Origin of the sequence: Alteromonas australica (genome assembly GCF_000730385.1) — a bacterium.
GTDB classification, from domain to species: domain Bacteria; phylum Pseudomonadota; class Gammaproteobacteria; order Enterobacterales; family Alteromonadaceae; genus Alteromonas; species Alteromonas australica.
In genome coordinates, this window is record NZ_CP008849.1 from 456,915 (window position 1) to 474,610 (window position 17,696).

General features: G+C 45.5%; 12 protein-coding genes. 6 read left to right on the plus strand and 6 right to left on the minus strand.

Annotated elements, in window-relative coordinates:
* Positions 1–136: 136 nt before the first annotated feature.
* Positions 137–1,450, plus strand: a complete 1,314-nt coding sequence (locus tag EP13_RS01970) for a 3-deoxy-D-manno-octulosonic acid transferase (protein WP_044055734.1) — start codon at positions 137–139, stop codon at positions 1,448–1,450.
* A 295-nt stretch (positions 1,451–1,745) separates the two neighbouring features.
* On the opposite strand, the gene EP13_RS01975 is transcribed toward EP13_RS01970, so the two are convergent.
* Complete coding sequence (locus EP13_RS01975) at positions 1,746–3,542, minus strand: cation:proton antiporter (protein WP_044055735.1); 1,797 nt, start codon at positions 3,540–3,542, stop codon at positions 1,746–1,748.
* A 225-nt stretch (positions 3,543–3,767) separates the two neighbouring features.
* Between EP13_RS01975 and EP13_RS01980 the strand changes: the two genes are divergently transcribed.
* Positions 3,768–4,613 carry a hypothetical protein gene (locus EP13_RS01980; protein ID WP_231497911.1) on the plus strand — a complete coding sequence of 282 codons (846 nt, stop codon included), beginning with the start codon at positions 3,768–3,770 and terminating at the stop codon, positions 4,611–4,613.
* Positions 4,614–4,686: 73 nt separating this feature from the next.
* On the opposite strand, the gene EP13_RS01985 is transcribed toward EP13_RS01980, so the two are convergent.
* A complete protein-coding gene (locus EP13_RS01985) occupies positions 4,687–6,597 on the minus strand; it encodes a methyl-accepting chemotaxis protein (protein WP_044055736.1) in 1,911 nt (636 codons plus the stop codon).
* 304 nt (positions 6,598–6,901) lie between these two features.
* On the minus strand, positions 6,902–9,088 hold the full coding sequence (locus EP13_RS01990) for a M3 family metallopeptidase (protein WP_044055737.1): 2,187 nt from the start codon (positions 9,086–9,088) through the stop codon (positions 6,902–6,904).
* A gap of 354 nt (positions 9,089–9,442) precedes the next feature.
* Here EP13_RS01990 and EP13_RS01995 point away from each other — a divergent pair, with 354 nt between their 5' ends.
* Together EP13_RS01995 and EP13_RS02000 are read left to right on the plus strand one after the other, a co-directional pair.
* Positions 9,443–9,961, plus strand: coding sequence for a YgjV family protein (locus EP13_RS01995; protein ID WP_044055738.1), 519 nt, complete (start codon positions 9,443–9,445; stop codon positions 9,959–9,961).
* Between the two features lie 90 nt (positions 9,962–10,051).
* Positions 10,052–10,501, plus strand: coding sequence for a hypothetical protein (locus tag EP13_RS02000; RefSeq protein ID WP_044055739.1), 450 nt, complete (start codon positions 10,052–10,054; stop codon positions 10,499–10,501).
* A 110-nt stretch (positions 10,502–10,611) separates the two neighbouring features.
* Here the strand turns inward: EP13_RS02000 and purU are convergent, their stop codons facing one another.
* Positions 10,612–11,466: a formyltetrahydrofolate deformylase gene (purU, locus tag EP13_RS02005; protein WP_044058673.1), complete on the minus strand. Its 855-nt coding sequence runs from the start codon at positions 11,464–11,466 to the stop codon at positions 10,612–10,614.
* A gap of 150 nt (positions 11,467–11,616) precedes the next feature.
* Positions 11,617–12,285 carry an RNA 2',3'-cyclic phosphodiesterase gene (gene thpR, locus EP13_RS02010; RefSeq protein WP_044055740.1) on the minus strand — a complete coding sequence of 223 codons (669 nt, stop codon included), beginning with the start codon at positions 12,283–12,285 and terminating at the stop codon, positions 11,617–11,619.
* A gap of 231 nt (positions 12,286–12,516) precedes the next feature.
* Between thpR and EP13_RS02015 the strand changes: the two genes are divergently transcribed.
* Both EP13_RS02015 and hrpB read left to right on the plus strand, forming a co-directional pair.
* Positions 12,517–13,734, plus strand: coding sequence for a hypothetical protein (locus EP13_RS02015; protein WP_156026717.1), 1,218 nt, complete (start codon positions 12,517–12,519; stop codon positions 13,732–13,734).
* 113 nt (positions 13,735–13,847) lie between these two features.
* Positions 13,848–16,409: an ATP-dependent helicase HrpB gene (gene hrpB, locus EP13_RS02020; protein WP_044055743.1), complete on the plus strand. Its 2,562-nt coding sequence runs from the start codon at positions 13,848–13,850 to the stop codon at positions 16,407–16,409.
* Between the two features lie 67 nt (positions 16,410–16,476).
* On the opposite strand, the gene EP13_RS02025 is transcribed toward hrpB, so the two are convergent.
* Positions 16,477–17,688, minus strand: a complete 1,212-nt coding sequence (locus EP13_RS02025; protein WP_044055744.1) for a lytic murein transglycosylase — start codon at positions 17,686–17,688, stop codon at positions 16,477–16,479.
* Positions 17,689–17,696: the final 8 nt, after the last annotated feature.

Here is a 17,696-nt window from a genome sequence, read left to right on the forward strand (position 1 = left end):
GTAGTTTAGAATATCCTTTTAGCTAATCATAAATTCGCGACACTTTAATGACGTTGTGATTTAGCTTCATATATTTGACGTTTCAGGCAGGTAGAGTCATCTACACAGTCGCCTTTCATTTGAGTAAACATGGGTCATGTCAGTGGTAAATAACAAGAGCTATCGTCCCACGCTAGTAGAAGACATCTGTCGATGGGGATATTCCTTTCTCTTAGTGCTAGCGATCCCCTTTGCGTTCGTCACATTAATGCGTAGAGGTCGAGCAAGGAATAAAGATTATAATCGTCGTCGATTCGAACGATTCGGGTTTGTCTCGCATGCCCCGAAAAAGCAAGGCTATCTTTTTCATTGTGTGTCTGTGGGTGAGGTTGTGGCAGCCTCGTGTTTGATTAAACGTATCATGCAAGAAGAGCCAGGCGTGCAAATTACTGTCACCACAACCACGCCCACCGGATCGGCTCGGGTAAGAGATATTTTTGGCCACGGGGTGCATCATTTCTATCTTCCTTATGATTTACATATGGCGATGGCAGGAATGATTAAGCGAATTAAGCCCAAAGCGGTATTTATCACTGAAGTGGAATTGTGGCCCAATCTTATTCATGCATGTTGGAAGCGTGATATACCTGTCATGGTGATAAATGCCAGAATGACAGATCGTTCTGCGAGACGGTACAAAAAAATAGGTAAGCTTTTCAGCCCCATGCTCAATAAGCTTAGCCATGTATGTGCACAAGGGCAGCGTGATTACAATAATTACCTATTTCTCGGTATGCCAAGCGATAAACTAACCCTCACTAACAATATAAAATTTGACCAAGTAGCGTCACTACCCCATGCCAGCGATACGTTTGTGGGAATCACCAAGGGAAGTCGCCCTGTCTTTGTTGCAGGCAGTACCCACGAACCTGAAGAACAGGCAGTGATAGATACCTGTATAAAGTTGTGGCGAGATCATCCTAATTTGACGCTTATTATTGTACCGCGCCACCCTGAGCGATTTGAGCAGGTAGCTAAGTTATTGAAGGAAAACGGACTTGCTTATTTGCGCACAAGTACTCTTAGGGATAATCAAGGAACCGAAGATAGTAAAGTCATTTTGTTAGATGAGATGGGGAAGCTTAATCACGCATACAGTATTGCTAGTATGGCATTTGTGGGTGGCTCCCTTGCCGATAAAGGAGGGCATAACGCTCTCGAGCCTGCCGCGTTCTCTGTGCCTATTCTTATGGGTCCAAATACCTATAACAACCCTGTAATCTGCGAATATTTAAACACCCGAGGGGCGCTGCATATTTGCGAAGGCGCAGACGACATTGCGGTACACTGTGGAGCCTGGTTAGCTGACGAAGCCTTACGCCTTAAAGTAGGCCAGTTAGGCAGGGATGTTCTGGATGAAAATAAAGGCGCATTGGACGTGACATTAGCCTGTGTTCACAACGTCATTTAGCCGTTTTTAAAGGCGTCGTTTGAAATTTGGTCACCACGGTGGTGCGCACTTTGCACCATAGCCTTACATTCTTTATATCATATTTACTATATATACTTTAGTTTAAATTTAAGTCGTTGTTTGCTAATGATTTTGCAGTATTGGCCTAGTGGTTGCTATTATATCGGCGACGGCGTAGTCATGGTAAAAATCAAACAATAAAACCCCGCTTACGAGGGTCACCAGATTACACGTTTTCCAGGGAGAGGCACCCTGCCGTTTGGCGGGGTGCTTTCTTACACAAATCTACTCTTCTTTACTTATCTTCTTCCGGCAATACCAAGCTTATAATTCGCCAACCAGATTTAGGTTCTATACTGTTACCGTTGATAAAGGTATAGCTTTTCCCTTCCTTATTGATTGCCAGCAACGGCGTCGCTCTGTCATTGTACTTGTCGTTATAATCCTCAAACGAAAACTCGTCGGTTAAACGTGTGGTTTTTACACTGGCTCCCTTACTAACTGCAGAAGCTAAGTAGCCATACGTTACGCCTTCGTCGAAAAGCGTGAGTTTTTTCGCGTATTGCTCACTCACTTGATGGCTTGGACGGGTAGCTTGTTCGTTGCTGGTTAGTGACCAAACTTTGTCCTTTCCTTGCGTGTATTCAAAATGATAGGAAATAAGCGGGTTAAGTTGCTTATAGGGCGACATAATTAATACAGTGCCAAAGGTGGCAATGTCTAAATGCCGAGCCGCATGGTCAGACATAGGATTACCAAAATACACGGGGATATCCATCATACGGGCTTCCCTGATGGCGTCCCAGTTTGTATCTGCGATAGTAACGGCAATATCTTGATTGAGCATTTCGCAAGCCAATAGGCGATTAAACTTACTGCCACCAAAAATAAGATAACCGGTGGGAGCGGGGGCACGTACCTTTAGTAAACTCGCCACACTTCGCGACGTGAGGCTTTGCACGACGACGGTGGCAATAATCACCAAAAATACCATGGGCACGATGATACCAGCGCCTTCATAACCTATTTCTTCTAGCTTTAATGAGAACAAGGCTGATACCGCAGCGGCCACAATACCTCGCGGTGCAATCCAGCTTAACAAGGCCAATTCATTCCACTTAAGCCCTGTACCAATGGAAGATGCGATAACGGCCAGTGGCCGGGCAACAAACATAATGGCAATTAAAATAATGATAGCCCCCCAGCCTACATCAATAACTGACTGAAGATTCAAGCGTGTGGCGAGCAAAATGAATAAACCTGAAATAAGTAACACGCTAAGGGTTTCTTTAAATTCAAGAATATCTTCTACATCTACGTTCTTCATGTTGGCCAGTACCATACCTGTAATGGTCACAGCTAATAACCCTGATTCATGGGCCACATAGTTTGAAGCCGCAAATACGCCAAGAATAATCGTTAGCACCGCGGTATTTAATAGGTAATGGGGTATCCAGTCTTTTCTGATAGATAGGCCCAATAGGTAACCAGAGCCGAGACCAAGCACCACACCGATACCGATGGTTTTGCCAAACATAATAAATGTGTGGCTGATAGCGTTTCCTTGCGATGCGACAATGAACTCAAACACCAAGACAGCTAATAGTGCGCCTATGGGGTCAATCACAATGCCTTCCCAGCGAAGAATATTGGCTAAGTTAGTCTTAGGTCGGACAGTGCGCAACATGGGGACAATAACGGTGGGACCGGTAACGGTGACAATAGCACCAAATAAAAAGGCGAGTTGCCAGGAAATATTTAAGCTGTAATGGGCGGCTACTGCTGCAATCCCCCAAGTCACTACCACCCCTATACTGCAGAGGTTTCTCACCATGTTGCCATGGCCAGCAATATCACGGAATTTCAGTGTTAGTGAGCCTTCAAACAAAATAATGGCCACCGATAATGAAACCACCGGAAATAATAAATTGCCAAATAATGCGTCGGCATCTAGCACACCCCAAACGGGCCCGACAAGAATACCTACAATAAGTAGGGGCAAAATTGCAGGCAGTCGCACTTTATATGCGAAGTATTGGCATCCTATTGAAAGTAAACCGACAGCGACTAACGACATCAACGGATCAGACAAGGTGCATTCCTTATGAGTAATTGTTGTATTTTTTGTTCCCTATTTCCTAGTATTTACGCTATGTGTTAGTTGGAAACGTCATGGGATTTGTTGCGCCTAATATAGTTAAAACTCAGTTTAGACGAAGGCAGATCAGAACGCAGACTATTTTACTATTGTTGTTCATCCCTAGGCATAGTATTTTTCTTGCTTACTTTTTCACTTTTTACATAGAGCGCATATATTTTGTTGAAGTTAGGCTTGTTTTCTATTTTTACCACCGCAGTAGCACTAATGAGTGGCTGTGCAGCCCAATATCCGCCTTCTACAAAGTCTCTTTTGCTAGCGCCACTGAGTGTGCTTTCTCAGCAGTTGGAGGAAACCTCAGGCCTTTATTGTACCGACGATGGGCTTTTTACTATCAATGATTCGGGTAATGAGGCGACGGTATTTGAGCTTGATTATGGTGCCAGAGTGAAACAAATCCATACACTGGCATTGCAAAATTTAGATTGGGAAGCGATTACCGGTGATGATAATTTTTTGTATATTGCGGATATTGGAAACAATAAGGGAAAGCGGGAAAATCTAGCGATACACAAAGTAAGCCGACGTCACTACGATGAAATTTCTTCCGTGTCCGTTCAATACCAAGGGAATACACCAAGCGACAATTTTCCGTATGCCCATGATTTTGATGCTGAGGCAATGGTGTTGGCCGAAGGAAAGTTGCTCATTTTTTCGAAAAGTTGGCGCACAGGCATTGCGAATGTTTATGAAGTCGGCAGCGAAACGCTGCAAATACTGACGCCCATCGCACAAATAGCCGGATTGCCCGGTGTGATTACTGGAGCAGACTTTGATGAAATGCGAAATCTGTATGTGGTGGTTGGTTATAAGTCAGATCCTTTTGGAAATTTCTCCACGTTTTTAGCTCAACTCGACACCAGCTTTACCCCAATTGAAGTGTGGCCGCTTGATGAATACAAACAGGTGGAAGGTATCTGTGTGGACAAGCAGGGTGACTATTGGTTTTCTGAAGAAGCCACTGACTTAAGAAAAGCTTCTTTAACCCGCGCAACAATTAAGTAAGCGCAAAGAAAAAGCGGTGAAGGCTAACACAACCTTACCGCTTTTTTATTGTTTTCCTGTAATAGCGTAACGCTTAAAGCTTGAACTGATCAACCTGTGAGGATAATCCCAAGGCAAGTTCATCAAGCTTTTCACTTACTGCCACCAATGCGGCAGTTGCCCTTAGTGTATGGTCACCTGAAATACTGATCTCATTGATATTTCTGCTGATATCTTCTACCACGGTGGCTTGTTCTTCAGTGGCCGCTGCCACTTGTGTATTCATGTCGTTGATGAGTGATATTTCTTGTGTAATCTGTACTAAAAGGTTATCTATATCATCCGTTGCCGAGACCACTTTTTGGGTTTGCGACTTACTATCTAACATTTGACTTACGGCGTCTTTAGAGTCCTGTTGGAACTTATCAATTTTAACCTGAATTTCATCTGTAGCTTCAGCTGCGCGTTGGGCGAGGGTTCTCACTTCATCAGCAACCACGGAAAAGCCGCGGCCATGATCGCCTGCTCGGGCGGCTTCAATCGCCGCATTAAGCGCCAGCAAATTGGTTTGCTCTGAAATACCTCTGATAGTCTCCAATATGCCGCCAATGGCTGAGGTATGGTCATCTAGCGATTGAATGACCGTAGATACGGTTTCTATTTGCATATTCAGATGGTTAATCGCCTGCACGGCATTTTGAGTAACCTTTCGTCCTTCCAATGAGTTTGTTGCGGCTTGATTGGCATTTTTTGCTGCTTTTGATGCAGATTGAGCGACTTCTGATACCGTGCTTCCCATCTCGGTCAGTGCAGTGGCTACCTGAATAGTTTGATCTTGTTGCTGACTGGTAGAGTTCTTTGTGTTGTGAGATTGCTTGGCTACATCAGAGGCAGACAACTTAAGCGCCTCACTACTTTGGGCCACCGAGGAAATGGTATTGTGTAAGTGGCCAATAAATCCATTGAAGCCTTCAACTAGCCGCGCTGTTTCTTTTTGTTCTGGAACGTGAATACGGGTACGCAAATCACCTTCACCTTTCCCTAGCTGTTGGAAAATGTCAGCGAGTGATTCGATGGGCTTAGTTAAGGAGGCCGCTAACCAAATACCTAGCACAGCAAATATGCCGGCAATAATGAGCGCCCAAATAATAATTTGTTGGCTACCTTCATTTAACGATGCGTATAGCTCATGTTCTGGTACTTGCGCGACTACGTACCAGCCGGCCTTATCTACATAGGTGCTGGCGTAAAGCATACTGCCATCGTCGTTTTCATTACTTGCCATGGCAAACTCACGTTCAACCAACAAGCGGTTAGCAGCGTTACTGCCGCTAATTGACGACAAGTGTGCGCTCCCTAATAGTGATGTATCGGGGTGAGCAATGATGGTGCCCGAGCCATCCACAAGATAAACAAAACCGGTTTCAGCAATTTTTACGTCGTTAATAATGCTCAGTAGTTCGTCCACAGACTTAGCCACACCCGACATGCCGCGGCCGCTAACTTGCTGGTAATTCGCGAATAAGCGATAGCCCTGTCCTGGCTCGTTGTACAAACTTAATGATATGGGTTCACCACTGTCTTTATAAGCGAAAAACCAGCCATCGAACTCGTCATTTTTGAGGGTTCTCAAAAAGCCGTCTTGATTCCAGTATTTATGGGTTTGCCTATCAACAAATGATGCAACGGTAAGGTCGTTAAAGCGCACTAAATCGTTAAGGTAGTTGATGAGTTTTCGTTCGCCATCGGCATTGGCGCCTGCGTCGGACCAAGCAAGAATGTTGGGATCTGATGCCACACCATGGGCAACCGTCAGCATGACGCTGGCTTCTCTGTCTACTTGATTGCCGATTTGTTTGAGCAATGCCGGCAATTGCAGTTGCTCCATATTGTCTTTAACTAAGTCTCTAGCAATCCATTGGCTTATTGATCCTACAAGCACTGCGGCAGCGAGAACAGCAAACATCAATGCTAGGATTATTTTTTGTTTAATACTGAAAGTCATGACTTTCGACCACGTAAGTTGATTCTAAGAGTATGACGTGGCATTGCAGGCACAGCAACGTCCGGAATAAACGTGTACATCACGCAGAGTCACTCGATATTAATATTGGTATGAGAGGAACGCTGGTGCTTATAAGCACATTTATTATTATCGGCAAACCTAACTAATTACTTATACTTTTGTTTAGGTTTACAGCGAAAATTAATAGTGAGGCAATTTTGACTAAAAGGTCAAGAAAAAGCTGAGCAGACGTGTAAATCTGCCCAGCTCATGTTAATTAATGTGTTAAAAGTTATCTAAGTCGTTAATTTTTGTTTTCCGGAAGGGGGAATCCTCTGTCGCGCATAAGCGCGTCAACTTTTGCATCGCGCCCTCGGAATTTACGGTAGGCTTCAGCAGGGTCCATGGCATTTCGAACTGAGAATAAGTACTTCACTAAACGCTCTCCCACTTCTTCATCATAAAAGCCGCCGGGTGCCTCCATAAACGCTTCTGCGGCGTCAGCAGTAAGCACTTCCGCCCACATGTAGCCGTAATACGCTGCAGCATAACCTTCGCTAGAAAATACATGGCCAAAATGTGGTGAGCGGTGGCGCATCACAATTTCTTCGGGCATATCTAACTGCTCCAGTTGCTCACGCTCAAACGTGTCTGGGTCGATTTTGCTAGGATCTGTGGTGTGATACTTCAGGTCCATAATCGCTGAAGCCATGTATTCTGTGGTCTTAAAGCCTTCATTAAAGGTTGAAGCCTTTTTGATCTTTTCAACCAGTTGTGCAGGAATGGGCTCTCCCGTTTCGTGGTGCACCAAAAATTGATTGATCACCTCGTCAGTGGTTAACCAGCGCTCTAGCAGCTGTGATTGAAATTCAGTGTAATCTCGCACACCAGAATGTGATGACGGATATTTTACATTGGCAGAAAGGAAGTGAAGCGCATGGCCAAACTCGTGAAAGTAAGTTTCAGCATCATCCCAAGAAATGAGGGTTGCCTCTCCCTCTGCACCTTTAACAAAGTTTGAGTTGTTTGACGATAACACGGTTTTCTTACCGTCGAAGGTGGTATAAGAACGGTAAGTGGTCGCCCAAGCGCCAGAGCGCTTACCTTTGCGCGCGAAGGGGTCAAGATACCAAAGGCCTATATGTTCGCCCGTGGTTTTGTCTGTCACTTCCCACACTTTTACGTCTTCATGGAAGACCGGGACTTTGCCCGCTTCAACCGGAGTGAAGTTAAAGTTGAACAAGCGACCGGCCACGTAAAACATCGCTTCACGTAATTTACCCAGCTGCAAGTATTGCTTAACTTCGTTAGAGTCTAAGTCGTATTTTGCTTGTCTTACTTTTTCAGCGTAAAAACGGTAGTCCCAAGGTGCAATAGTTATGTCGGCACCTTCAGCGTCTGCAATGGCTTGCATATCCGCCACTTCTTCTTCCACTCGAGCAATAGCGGCAGGCCAGACTTTCATCATGAGATCCATGGCATTTTCAGGGTTTTTAGCCATACGATCTTCAAGTCGCCACTGGGCATAATTGTCATAGCCAAGTAGCGCCACACGTTCATCACGCAGGGTTAATATACGTTTAATGATGTCATTATTATCAAAGGTATCGCCATTATCCCCACGGTTGTAGTAGGTACGCCATACTTTTTCTCTTAGTTCCCGGTTTGTAGAGTAAGTGAGGAATGGATCCATAGAAGAACGGGTGTTAGTAATTGCATACTTCCCACTTTCGCCCCGAGCGTCGGCTGCGGCTTTCGCTGCGGTGACAAAAGAAGCCGGTAATCCGTCGAGCTGATCTTCAGTAATGTAAGTGACATAATTTTCTTCATCCGCCAGCACGTTATTTGAAAATTGCGTGTGTAAGGTAGCCAATTCTTGGTTAATTTCTGCATAGCGTTTTTTCGCTTCGCCATCAAGGGTAGCCCCATTGCGTGCAAAGCGGTTGTAGCGCATCCAGGTTACGCGCTGCTCTTCTGGCGTAAGCTGCTTCATCTCGTCAGATTCATACACGGCTTTTACGCGGGCAAATAACTTTTCATTTTGAATGATTTTTGTGCTAAATGCTGACAGCTTAGGCGACAATTTACCTTGAATTTCGCGAAATTCAGGGCTTGATTTGTTTGAGCGCCAAATACCATAGTAAGTGTATACACGGCTAAGCTCTGCCCCTGCTTTTTCTAATGCCACAATCACATTTTCAAATGTCGGCGGTGCGGGGTTATTCGCAATGGCCTCAATTTCTTTTAAATTGATTGCCATGGCTTTTTCAAAGGCTGGCTCTAAGTCTGACAGCGACATTTTATCGAATGCCGGTACGCCGCCATAGGGGCCCTTAAACGCTTGCAGTAAAATATTGTTTTCGCCTGCTTGTGACGTTGATGACGCATTTTCTGATTCTGCGCTAGGTGACGATGTTGTTTTTTGTTCTGAACACGCACTTAATGCAACCACCACGGCTAAGGCGGTAAGTGACGTTTTGAGTTTACCCATATTATTTCCTGTCTTTTCTTGTTATGAATACTTTTTATTGCAATAAAAGAACGCAATAAAAAGGTGTAATACATTCACCTAAATGATACGGCTTAGATTACAAGATGCTTAGGTATCTTATTAGAATGTAAATTCAAGTGAAATGCCCTTTACCGTAATTTGCAGTAACGTGACCCTATACAAAGGCGCAGCGCGTTGCATCTAGCTTGTATGCATTTCATCGAAAATCCACAACTTTGAGTTGGCATATCCTGTATCCAAACTTACACTTCGACGCCATGGGGTATGGCTTAAATGTCGTCACTGTTTTTTCCTATGCTTTTGAGCATTTTTCTTATTATTAAGTGAAGTTTCATGTTTGAATTTTTACTCAACGCCTTTCCGGTTTTTTGTGCTTTAGCCTCTTTTTGGTCGAATACCGAACGTAAATTATTGTTCCTCAATTTGGCGCTGTGTTTAGCCGTGGCATCGTTACTGATGTTCGAGCAAGCATGGGGAGGCGCCATCGTGGTTACCGTAGCAGGACTAAGTACAAGTTACCGACTCATTACTCAAAAGCTGCTTTCCCGCGTCGCCACCTACGTGACGCTTATCTTAATGATGTGCTTAGTGTTAACTGTGAATCACTTTACAGGGAAGACCTCTTTGCTTGAAACCATGCCAGCGTTTACGTTTATGGCCTATCGTTTTGGGGAACTTCACTGTAAAGAAGCGGGCTTGCGTGTATGTATGATCGTGGGGTCGTTTAATTTTACTGTTTATGGCTTGATTACCCAAACTTGGGGCTTAGCAATAACCGAAGCGTTATTTGCTGCCTCTAACCTATGGTATTACGTAAAACTTAGACGTGCTATGCAGGTAAGCCATGTATAGCGTTTTGTAATAAAACGTTGTTTGAAAAGCCCTTTTGTGGTGTATTGAGAGTCAACTAAGGGATCGATAATCAAACCACAGGGAACGCTAATGCGTAAAAGCAAATTTGATAAAGCCTTATTTATTGCTGTGCCGACACTGCTATTGATTCTTTTCTTCGCCAATATGGCCACCAGTGACGAGTTGTCGACGGCCACAGCCATCGCGAGTGTTGGCATTTTATTTGGCTTTATTTCTTACATGAGAAGTCGAGGATTTAGCAAAAAATACCCCATTGATGCCCTCATTGAGAAGGATGGGGACACGCTAGTGTTTCATTATCTTCACGGCGTTCAAAAAAAGCCTTTGCAGGTGAACATCGACGCTATCTATGCCCTTAATTTTTCACATCACTATTTAGGGGTCATATTGGATAACAACGGTCAGGGCTTTGACTTTCAATACCCACATAAAACCAGTGTAGTTAAAGCACGGCTGCACGAACTTTTAGGTGAGGACACCTTTGCCAAAATACAAAGCAATGTAGCGGCCACGGCTTAAAGGCAATCCCAAGACAAAAAAGAAAACCCGAAGGGAAAGGTTACCTTCGGGTTTTTATTTAAGCTAATTTATCGCTTAAATCATTCAGCAAGCCTGTGCCCGTTTTTACGTTAGGCAAACACGACGGTTTTATTGCGATGAATAATCACGCGATCTTCTAAGTGGTAACGAACGCCATGGGCGAGGGCTGTCACTTCACAATCTTTACCTTTGCGAACCATATCGGCAGCACTGTCGCTGTGGCTAATACGTTTTACACTTTGCTCAATAATAGGGCCTTCATCTAAATCTTTGGTGACATAGTGACAGGTGGCACCTATTAACTTCACGCCGCGGTCATAGGCTTGTTGATACGGCTTAGCACCCGCAAAACTGGGTAAGAAACTGTGGTGAATATTAATCGCTTTGCCGGCAAGTTGCTGGCATAGCGAGTCTGGCAAAATTTGCATAAAGCGAGCAAGTACGGTGAGATCAATCTTGTACTCATCTAACAAGGTAGAAATTTGCGCGAAGGCGGCGTCTTTACCTAACGCTTTAAAGTCGACCCAATGGAAAGGCACTTTGTACCAATCAGCAAATTGCTTCATTTGCGGGTGGTTACCAATAATCACTGGAATATCGCAGTGTAGCTCGCCCGTGTGCCAGCGATGTAATAAATCAACTAAACAGTGGGATTCAAGGCTAGCGAGAAGAGCAACTCGCTGCTTTTTCGAGGACGCGGTAAACTTCCAGTTCATCTGGTATTCGCTGGCCAGTGGCGTAAAGGCTTCTACAAAGCTTTCATGGTCTAGCTTCAGTGAATCAGCGCCTATTTCATGGCGCATAAAAAAGCGACCAGTTTGTAAATCGGTGTGGTGGCTTGCTTCCACAATACTGGCATTGTGGCTAGCTAAAAACTGAGAAACACTGGCGACCAAGCCCACTTGATCTGGGCAGTCGATAACTAATCTATAGGTTTGTTGCATGAATATGAGCAGGTTCAAAAAACAGGCACCCTTTTTACCCATCCCCGCCCGCTAAGTAAAGGGCTTTAGCGTAAAAATACGGTAATCCCGTAGTTCGCTTTGCTATATCTAATAGCGTGGCTTTTTAGTGGATTACGCCCTGCTTCGAATTTATTCGTCGGTGATGCCCCTACGTAACTTTTCGCGCACGGTCATGGCATGCTTCAATGGCCAACTTTGTCGGATGGGGTAACGCACACCTTGTGGGGTAGACACTGACTCAAACAAGTGAAACGCCGAGGCCTGCACATCAACATGGGGCGCGTACAAAGGCATGGGCAGTGCCGTAGTGGCTTTACGTACTACAGTCACATGAGGTTTGTATTCGCGACTGTCCACCTCTATCGCTGCACGACGTGCCGCTTTTCTAGCACTGCGAGCAAGCTGCATGAGTTCATTGGGAGGCGACGATGGCGCGGCAAATAAAATTTTGGGGCCATTCCAAATGCCACTGCTATCAAGGTCAACAGAAAACGGTGAATGTGCTAGGTTATCCAACTCATTCATTAATGCTTCGTGCTGCCTTGGGGTAATTTGCCCTAAAAAGCACAGAGTAATATGATAATTCGCTGGGTCTACCGCATAAGGTGCTGTATTGGTAAATTCTCGGCTTCCCGTTTTTTGTTTGCCCTTTTTGCCTGCGAGTTTTCCGTTTCCGAGCTTCCTGTCCCCGTGATAGCAGGACATTCTAGATGTTATTTCTGGTAAAGCTTGTTGCCGCCAGCTGTCCAGCGCGAGTTTTTCACTTACCGCTAAATCTAACCCGAGAAAACAGCGCATAAACTGGCTCCCTATACGTTCGAAGAGTGTATTATTTTGGCATAAAAGCGCGTAAGGAAACAGAGAACAAATAAACAGCTACAAGGGTGTCGTGATAACAAAAAAAATAGCGTCAAAATGGCATCAAGGAAAAACGTTTTACAAAAAAAAACGATGTGCTACGTTTTTTGAACAGCACATGTAGGGTAGTGGCTGTGGACTTGATAATTTTGTTTGCTTTATAAGGGATTTATGATGATGAGAGAGAAAAGGAAAAATAACAATAATGGTAACAAAGGGCCAATATTGGCATTGGTGCTTATAAGTGCGCTTTTTAGTACGCTTTTTGTCGGAAGCAATGCTGTTGCAGACGACAACTATGTTGAAACGAAAGTATGCGAGTGGTGTGATTACGATGACGCCGTTGCGTTGGCTAAGCAAGATTACCTATTGCCCGATTGTGGATGGCAAGGCAACGGAGGAAGTGGCACTTTCGCTTCTGAGGCTAGCAATTCGTGCCAAGCGGCGCCTAAAGACGTTATTGTTGCAAACCCTTCTACCCATCGCTCTTACAAATTTAAAGTGACTGCGACCAATCAAAATAATCACGGTGATACCCTGCAAATAGAGGCGCAAGAGCAACCATTAAGCCTTGTTGAAATAGAATTATTACAGCGCTTGTATGAAATTCATAATGACTTTTACGCATTGGCGGCCAATACCTCGCTTTCCCATAACACATCGAACGTCTCTACGCTTGTGGGGGCACCTTCAGCGGTTCAGGCTAGTAATAAGGGCGTGGCAACGTCAACGACAACATCGTCTCTCGATACCTGTGATGCCCATCCATCTAATTATTTTAAGAGCTCGGCGGCAGGAGAGTCAGTAAAACGAGAAATAAGGCATTACATAACACAAGAACTCGGCAACAAAAGCTGGGCAGATTTTATTGAAGAAACTGATTTTACCAGTCTAGGTTTTCAATTTGTTCAGGACTCTAGTGTTATATCTGTAACTTGGAGCCACTCGAACGAAAAGGTTTATGCCACCGTTAGTTACCCAAGCCAAACACTAGGTGATAATAAGTTAGTTTTTGAGGTCAGGTTAGAAGGTAGATCGGTCATTAACGGGGAATCAGATTTAAATTTAGCGACTATCCTTCGGTTAGGTGGCTCTCGCATGGATGGTTTCGATCTTGGTGAGTTTTTTACCAATGGTAGTACAACAGACTTTAGGGCAGCAGCTTTGTCAGAGTGCTTGATAAAGAACCTAACTGAAATGGGGAGCGCAGAAGTGATCACAACGGGTGGTGGCAGTGATGTCGGTGACGGCATTCCGCCAGATTCTAGCTACCCTGGCACGGGAGGGCTAGGAAGCAGTTGCGCGGTGCGCCTTACTTACGAAATCTGCATAACGCCCAAAGATGAAGGCACTTATTGCAGAGATAGTTCTATTCTCGTGTCTTGCTAGCCACTGGCTTAAGCAAAAAGAGATCAAAAAAAGGGGCCAGAGTACTTTACTCGTGGCCCTGTTATCGACTTAAGGTACAATAGCATGACAGATTTTCTTATTGTGCTGTAAGTATGTTGCAACCCTTATCTCATTTACCCGCGTTTTCCTTGGTTGAGCCCCTTCTGCAAGCCATTGTTAATCAGAATATGATTATTGGTGCGCCGCCGGGGGCGGGTAAATCCACGGTGCTGCCCTTATCCTTATTAAATACCCACATCAAAGGCAAAATTTTACTGATGCAGCCACGGCGTGTGGTGGTGCGTAACTTGGCGCAATACATGGCTGGTGTATTAGGTGAACAAGTGGGTGACACCGTTGGTTATCGCATACGGGGGGAAAATAAGGTGTCGGCCAGTACCCGACTGGAAATTATTACCGAAGGGATTTTATCTCGCATGATCCAAAGCGACCCTGAGCTTGATGGGGTGGCGGTGATTATTTTCGATGAATTTCACGAACGCAGTATTCACAGCGACTTTGGTTTAGCCTTAGCGTTAGAAGTGCAAGCCGGATTGCGTGACGACTTACGTTTAATGATTATGTCTGCCACATTAGACACCGCGCCTATTGCGTCGCTGCTTGCCCAGCATAGCCCAGTTCCTACTGCACAATTGGCTAGCGAAGGCCGCAGTTTTCCAGTCACGGTGAACTACACCAAAGACGTGTTGGCGCACGAGGTGATCCCTCATTGTGTTGAAGTCATTATGAACGCTGTGACAAATCATCAGGGGGATATCTTGGTGTTTCTGGCCGGTGCCGGTGCTATACACGCCGTCGCGTCTCGCTTATCGGCGCATCAGCAGCAAAACGACTATATTATTCATACCCTTTACGGCGCCATGGGTAAACAAGCCCAACAAGCGGCTATTGCTCCCGACCCTGAAGGACTGCGTAAAGTGATTCTGGCTACCAATATTGCCGAAACCAGCTTAACCATTGAAGGTGTAAAGGTAGTGATAGACAGCTTATGGGAGAATTCGGCAGAATTTCACCCCAGCAGCGGTTTAACCCAGTTAACCCAAACACGTATTTCAAAAGCCTCTGCCATTCAAAGAACCGGCCGCGCTGGACGTGTAAGTGAAGGGGTGTGCTACAGGTTAAGTGCAAAGGAAAGCTTTGAGCGCTTTGCCGAGCATAGTGCGCCGCAAATTTTACGTGAAGACGTAGCGCCGTTATTATTAGAAACGCTGAATTGGGGTACCCATTTTTCAAACCTCGCCATGCTAACTCAGCCTTCAAAGGCGCAAAGTGCCATTGCCATAAAGGCGCTAGAGGAAATTGGCGCAGTGAATGAAAAAGGGGATTTAACGGCTTATGGACGAGTGCTAGCGCAGATACCTTGCCACCCCCAGCTAGCCCATTTATTGCTGTTCACAAAACAAAATATCAGTGCTGTAGCACAATTCAGCGATGCACAAAAACGCGCAATAAAAACTGCCGCGCCTTTTATCGTGGCATTAGCCCAAGCGCAGCTTCAAAGTGAACATGTGTTGATTAGCGATGCGTTGTTGCACCTCACGCCCGCTCAGCGCAACGACATCACCAAACAAGCCAAACGCTATGCGCAATCCGTGGGGCTCAGTGAGCAGGCATTAGACTTAAGCGCGTTAGATGATGAGGCGTTGGGGCTGTGTATTGCCATAGCCTTTCCCAGGCAGGTGGCGTTTAAAACGTCTGCCTCGTATAAATTAGCGGGGGGGAAAGGCGCCGATATAAGCCTTGTTAACCCGCCGCAATGGATAGCGGTATTGCAAGGGCAGCATATCGGTAACAGCGTAAAAATTCGATTGGCGCAGCCCATTGCAGAGGCGCACCTAAAAGCGCTTTACCCTAATCAATTTACCTCATCGCCCAAGGTGCAATTTAATAAAGAGTCCCAGGTGATGGAAGCAAGGAAGGTGACCTCTTTTTATGCCATAGAATTAGCCTCGTCGCCCTTATCGAAAAGTGAAAGAGCGGATGACCCCCAGTTTTACTTACAGGAAACCGCCTCGGCATGGTTGCGTTACTTAGATGCATTGCCGTTGAAGCAATGGCCTTTATCACAGGCCAATTGGCGCTGGTGGTATAGAGTGAAGCTGGCGGCACAGCTAAATTTGCCGCAGCCTCAAGCCTACGATACGCCTGACCCGTGGCCTACATCCTTAAGCGAATTACTTACTCAGGCACGAGAGCAATTGGCACAGTCTCTGGGCACCTGCAAGAACTTACAGTCGTTACATGGGCTGGGATGGAGCAAAATATTAACCAGTGCGTTAAGCTGGCCTCAGCAAGATGCCCTTAGCCAAAGCTTGCCTGACAGCGTAGTTATTCCCACGGGGCGCAAAGCAAACTTAGATTACCGCGAAAATGGGGATGTGGTGCTATCCGTCAAAATGCAGGAGCTATACGGGCTATCTAGCCCTTATGTGGTTGCCGATGGCAAGGTGAAAATTACCTATGAATTATTGTCACCTGCGGGCAGGCCACTGCAAACCACGAAAGACATTGTGGGTTTTTGGCAGGGCAGTTATAAAGAAGTGCAAAAAGAAATGAAAGGGCGATATCCAAAACATTTTTGGCCGGATGACCCTGCCAACGCCATACCCACCACTAAAACGAAAAAGGCAATGGATAGACAAGCCGCAAAGTAATTAGGCTTACACGAAGTTACGCGTGCAAGTAATCAGGCTTAGCGGCTAAGTATTTAAACTAATGTGTTTAACTGGCGTTTTGGCTTGGCGTGACCTTTAATGCAGCCATAACATCTAAGCCAGGGAATCCATCAGCAATCATCTTATTTGCAATTTGATAATTGCGAATGCCTTCGCGAGTGGCGGGGCCAATAATGCCATCAGGCTTACCCACATCGTAACCCAGTTGGTTTAATTTGCGTTGTAAGGCAATAATGTCTGTTCTGCTATACGCGGGCAAATCTGGCAGGGTGGCTTTAATGCCCGGTGCGCCGGCAATTCTGTCGGCCAATACGCCCACGGCAATAGCGTAGAACTCAGAATTATTCCACCGCATGATCACGCGAAAATTAGGATAGGCAATAAACGCCGGGCCAGCGTGCCCTGCCGGTACAATCACATAGGCGGTCGTGTCGTCTTCACCTAGGGGGCTGCCATCGGCTTTCGTCACACCTAGTTCATGCCACTCACTGAGGCTACGCCGATTTTTATAGCCGGAGAGCTGAAAGTTGAAGCCCTCTGGTAATGTAATTTCACGGCCCCAGCGGAAACCCGGTTTCCAACCCAAGCTTTTGAGAAAGTTTGCCGCCGAGGTTAACGCGTCTTCTTCACTGTTCCACAGATTAATCTGCCCGTCGTTGTCACCATCAACGGCATAATGGGTGTAGGCAGAAGGCATAAATTGGGTATGCCCCATGGCGCCAGCCCACGAACCTACCATTTCGTCTTTGGTTAACGATTCGCGCTCTAATAGCTTAACTGCCACCAAAAGCTCCTGCGTAAAGTAGGTGCTTCTGCGTGGGTCACAGGCCAAGGTTGCCAACGAATCGAGCACTGACATTTTACCTTTATATCCGCCAAAATTCGTTTCTAGCCCCCAAAAGGCCAGTAAATAATGGGGAGGAATTCCGTACTTATCATTTAGTGCATCGAGTAATTTTTCATGCTTTGCTAACATCTCTTGGCCCTTAGTGGTGCGCCAATCGGTGACGCGTTTACTAAAATAGCCCGGAAACGTTTGCACAAATTCAGGTTGAGAACGGTCAAGTTCAATGACTCTGGCTTGATACTCAAGTTTGGGGAAGATAGCGTCGACGGTGGTTTGGCTCACGCCCTGTTCTAGTGCTTGTTCAGCCAATTCTGCCGTACATACGGAAAAGGTGTCCGATGCTGATACATGACATGCACTTAGCAACGATAAAGCGGCAACCCACTGCGTGCCTCTACTCATAAAACCCATAGTATAAT

Excerpts from the sequence above, each read along its gene's own strand:
- EP13_RS01970 (WP_044055734.1), top strand. The coding sequence starts at position 137 with ATGTCAGTGGTAAATAACAAGAGCTATCGTCCCACGCTAGTAGAAGAC.
- EP13_RS02000 (WP_044055739.1), top strand. The coding sequence starts at position 10,052 with ATGCGTAAAAGCAAATTTGATAAAGCCTTATTTATTGCTGTGCCGACA.
- purU (WP_044058673.1), bottom strand. The coding sequence starts at position 11,466 with ATGCAACAAACCTATAGATTAGTTATCGACTGCCCAGATCAAGTGGGC.
- EP13_RS02025 (WP_044055744.1), bottom strand. The coding sequence starts at position 17,688 with ATGGGTTTTATGAGTAGAGGCACGCAGTGGGTTGCCGCTTTATCGTTG.
- EP13_RS01990 (WP_044055737.1), bottom strand. The coding sequence starts at position 9,088 with ATGGGTAAACTCAAAACGTCACTTACCGCCTTAGCCGTGGTGGTTGCA.
- hrpB (WP_044055743.1), top strand. The coding sequence starts at position 13,848 with ATGTTGCAACCCTTATCTCATTTACCCGCGTTTTCCTTGGTTGAGCCC.
- EP13_RS01985 (WP_044055736.1), bottom strand. The coding sequence starts at position 6,597 with ATGACTTTCAGTATTAAACAAAAAATAATCCTAGCATTGATGTTTGCT.
- EP13_RS02015 (WP_156026717.1), top strand. The coding sequence starts at position 12,517 with ATGATGATGAGAGAGAAAAGGAAAAATAACAATAATGGTAACAAAGGG.
- EP13_RS01995 (WP_044055738.1), top strand. The coding sequence starts at position 9,443 with ATGTTTGAATTTTTACTCAACGCCTTTCCGGTTTTTTGTGCTTTAGCC.
- thpR (WP_044055740.1), bottom strand. The coding sequence starts at position 12,285 with ATGCGCTGTTTTCTCGGGTTAGATTTAGCGGTAAGTGAAAAACTCGCG.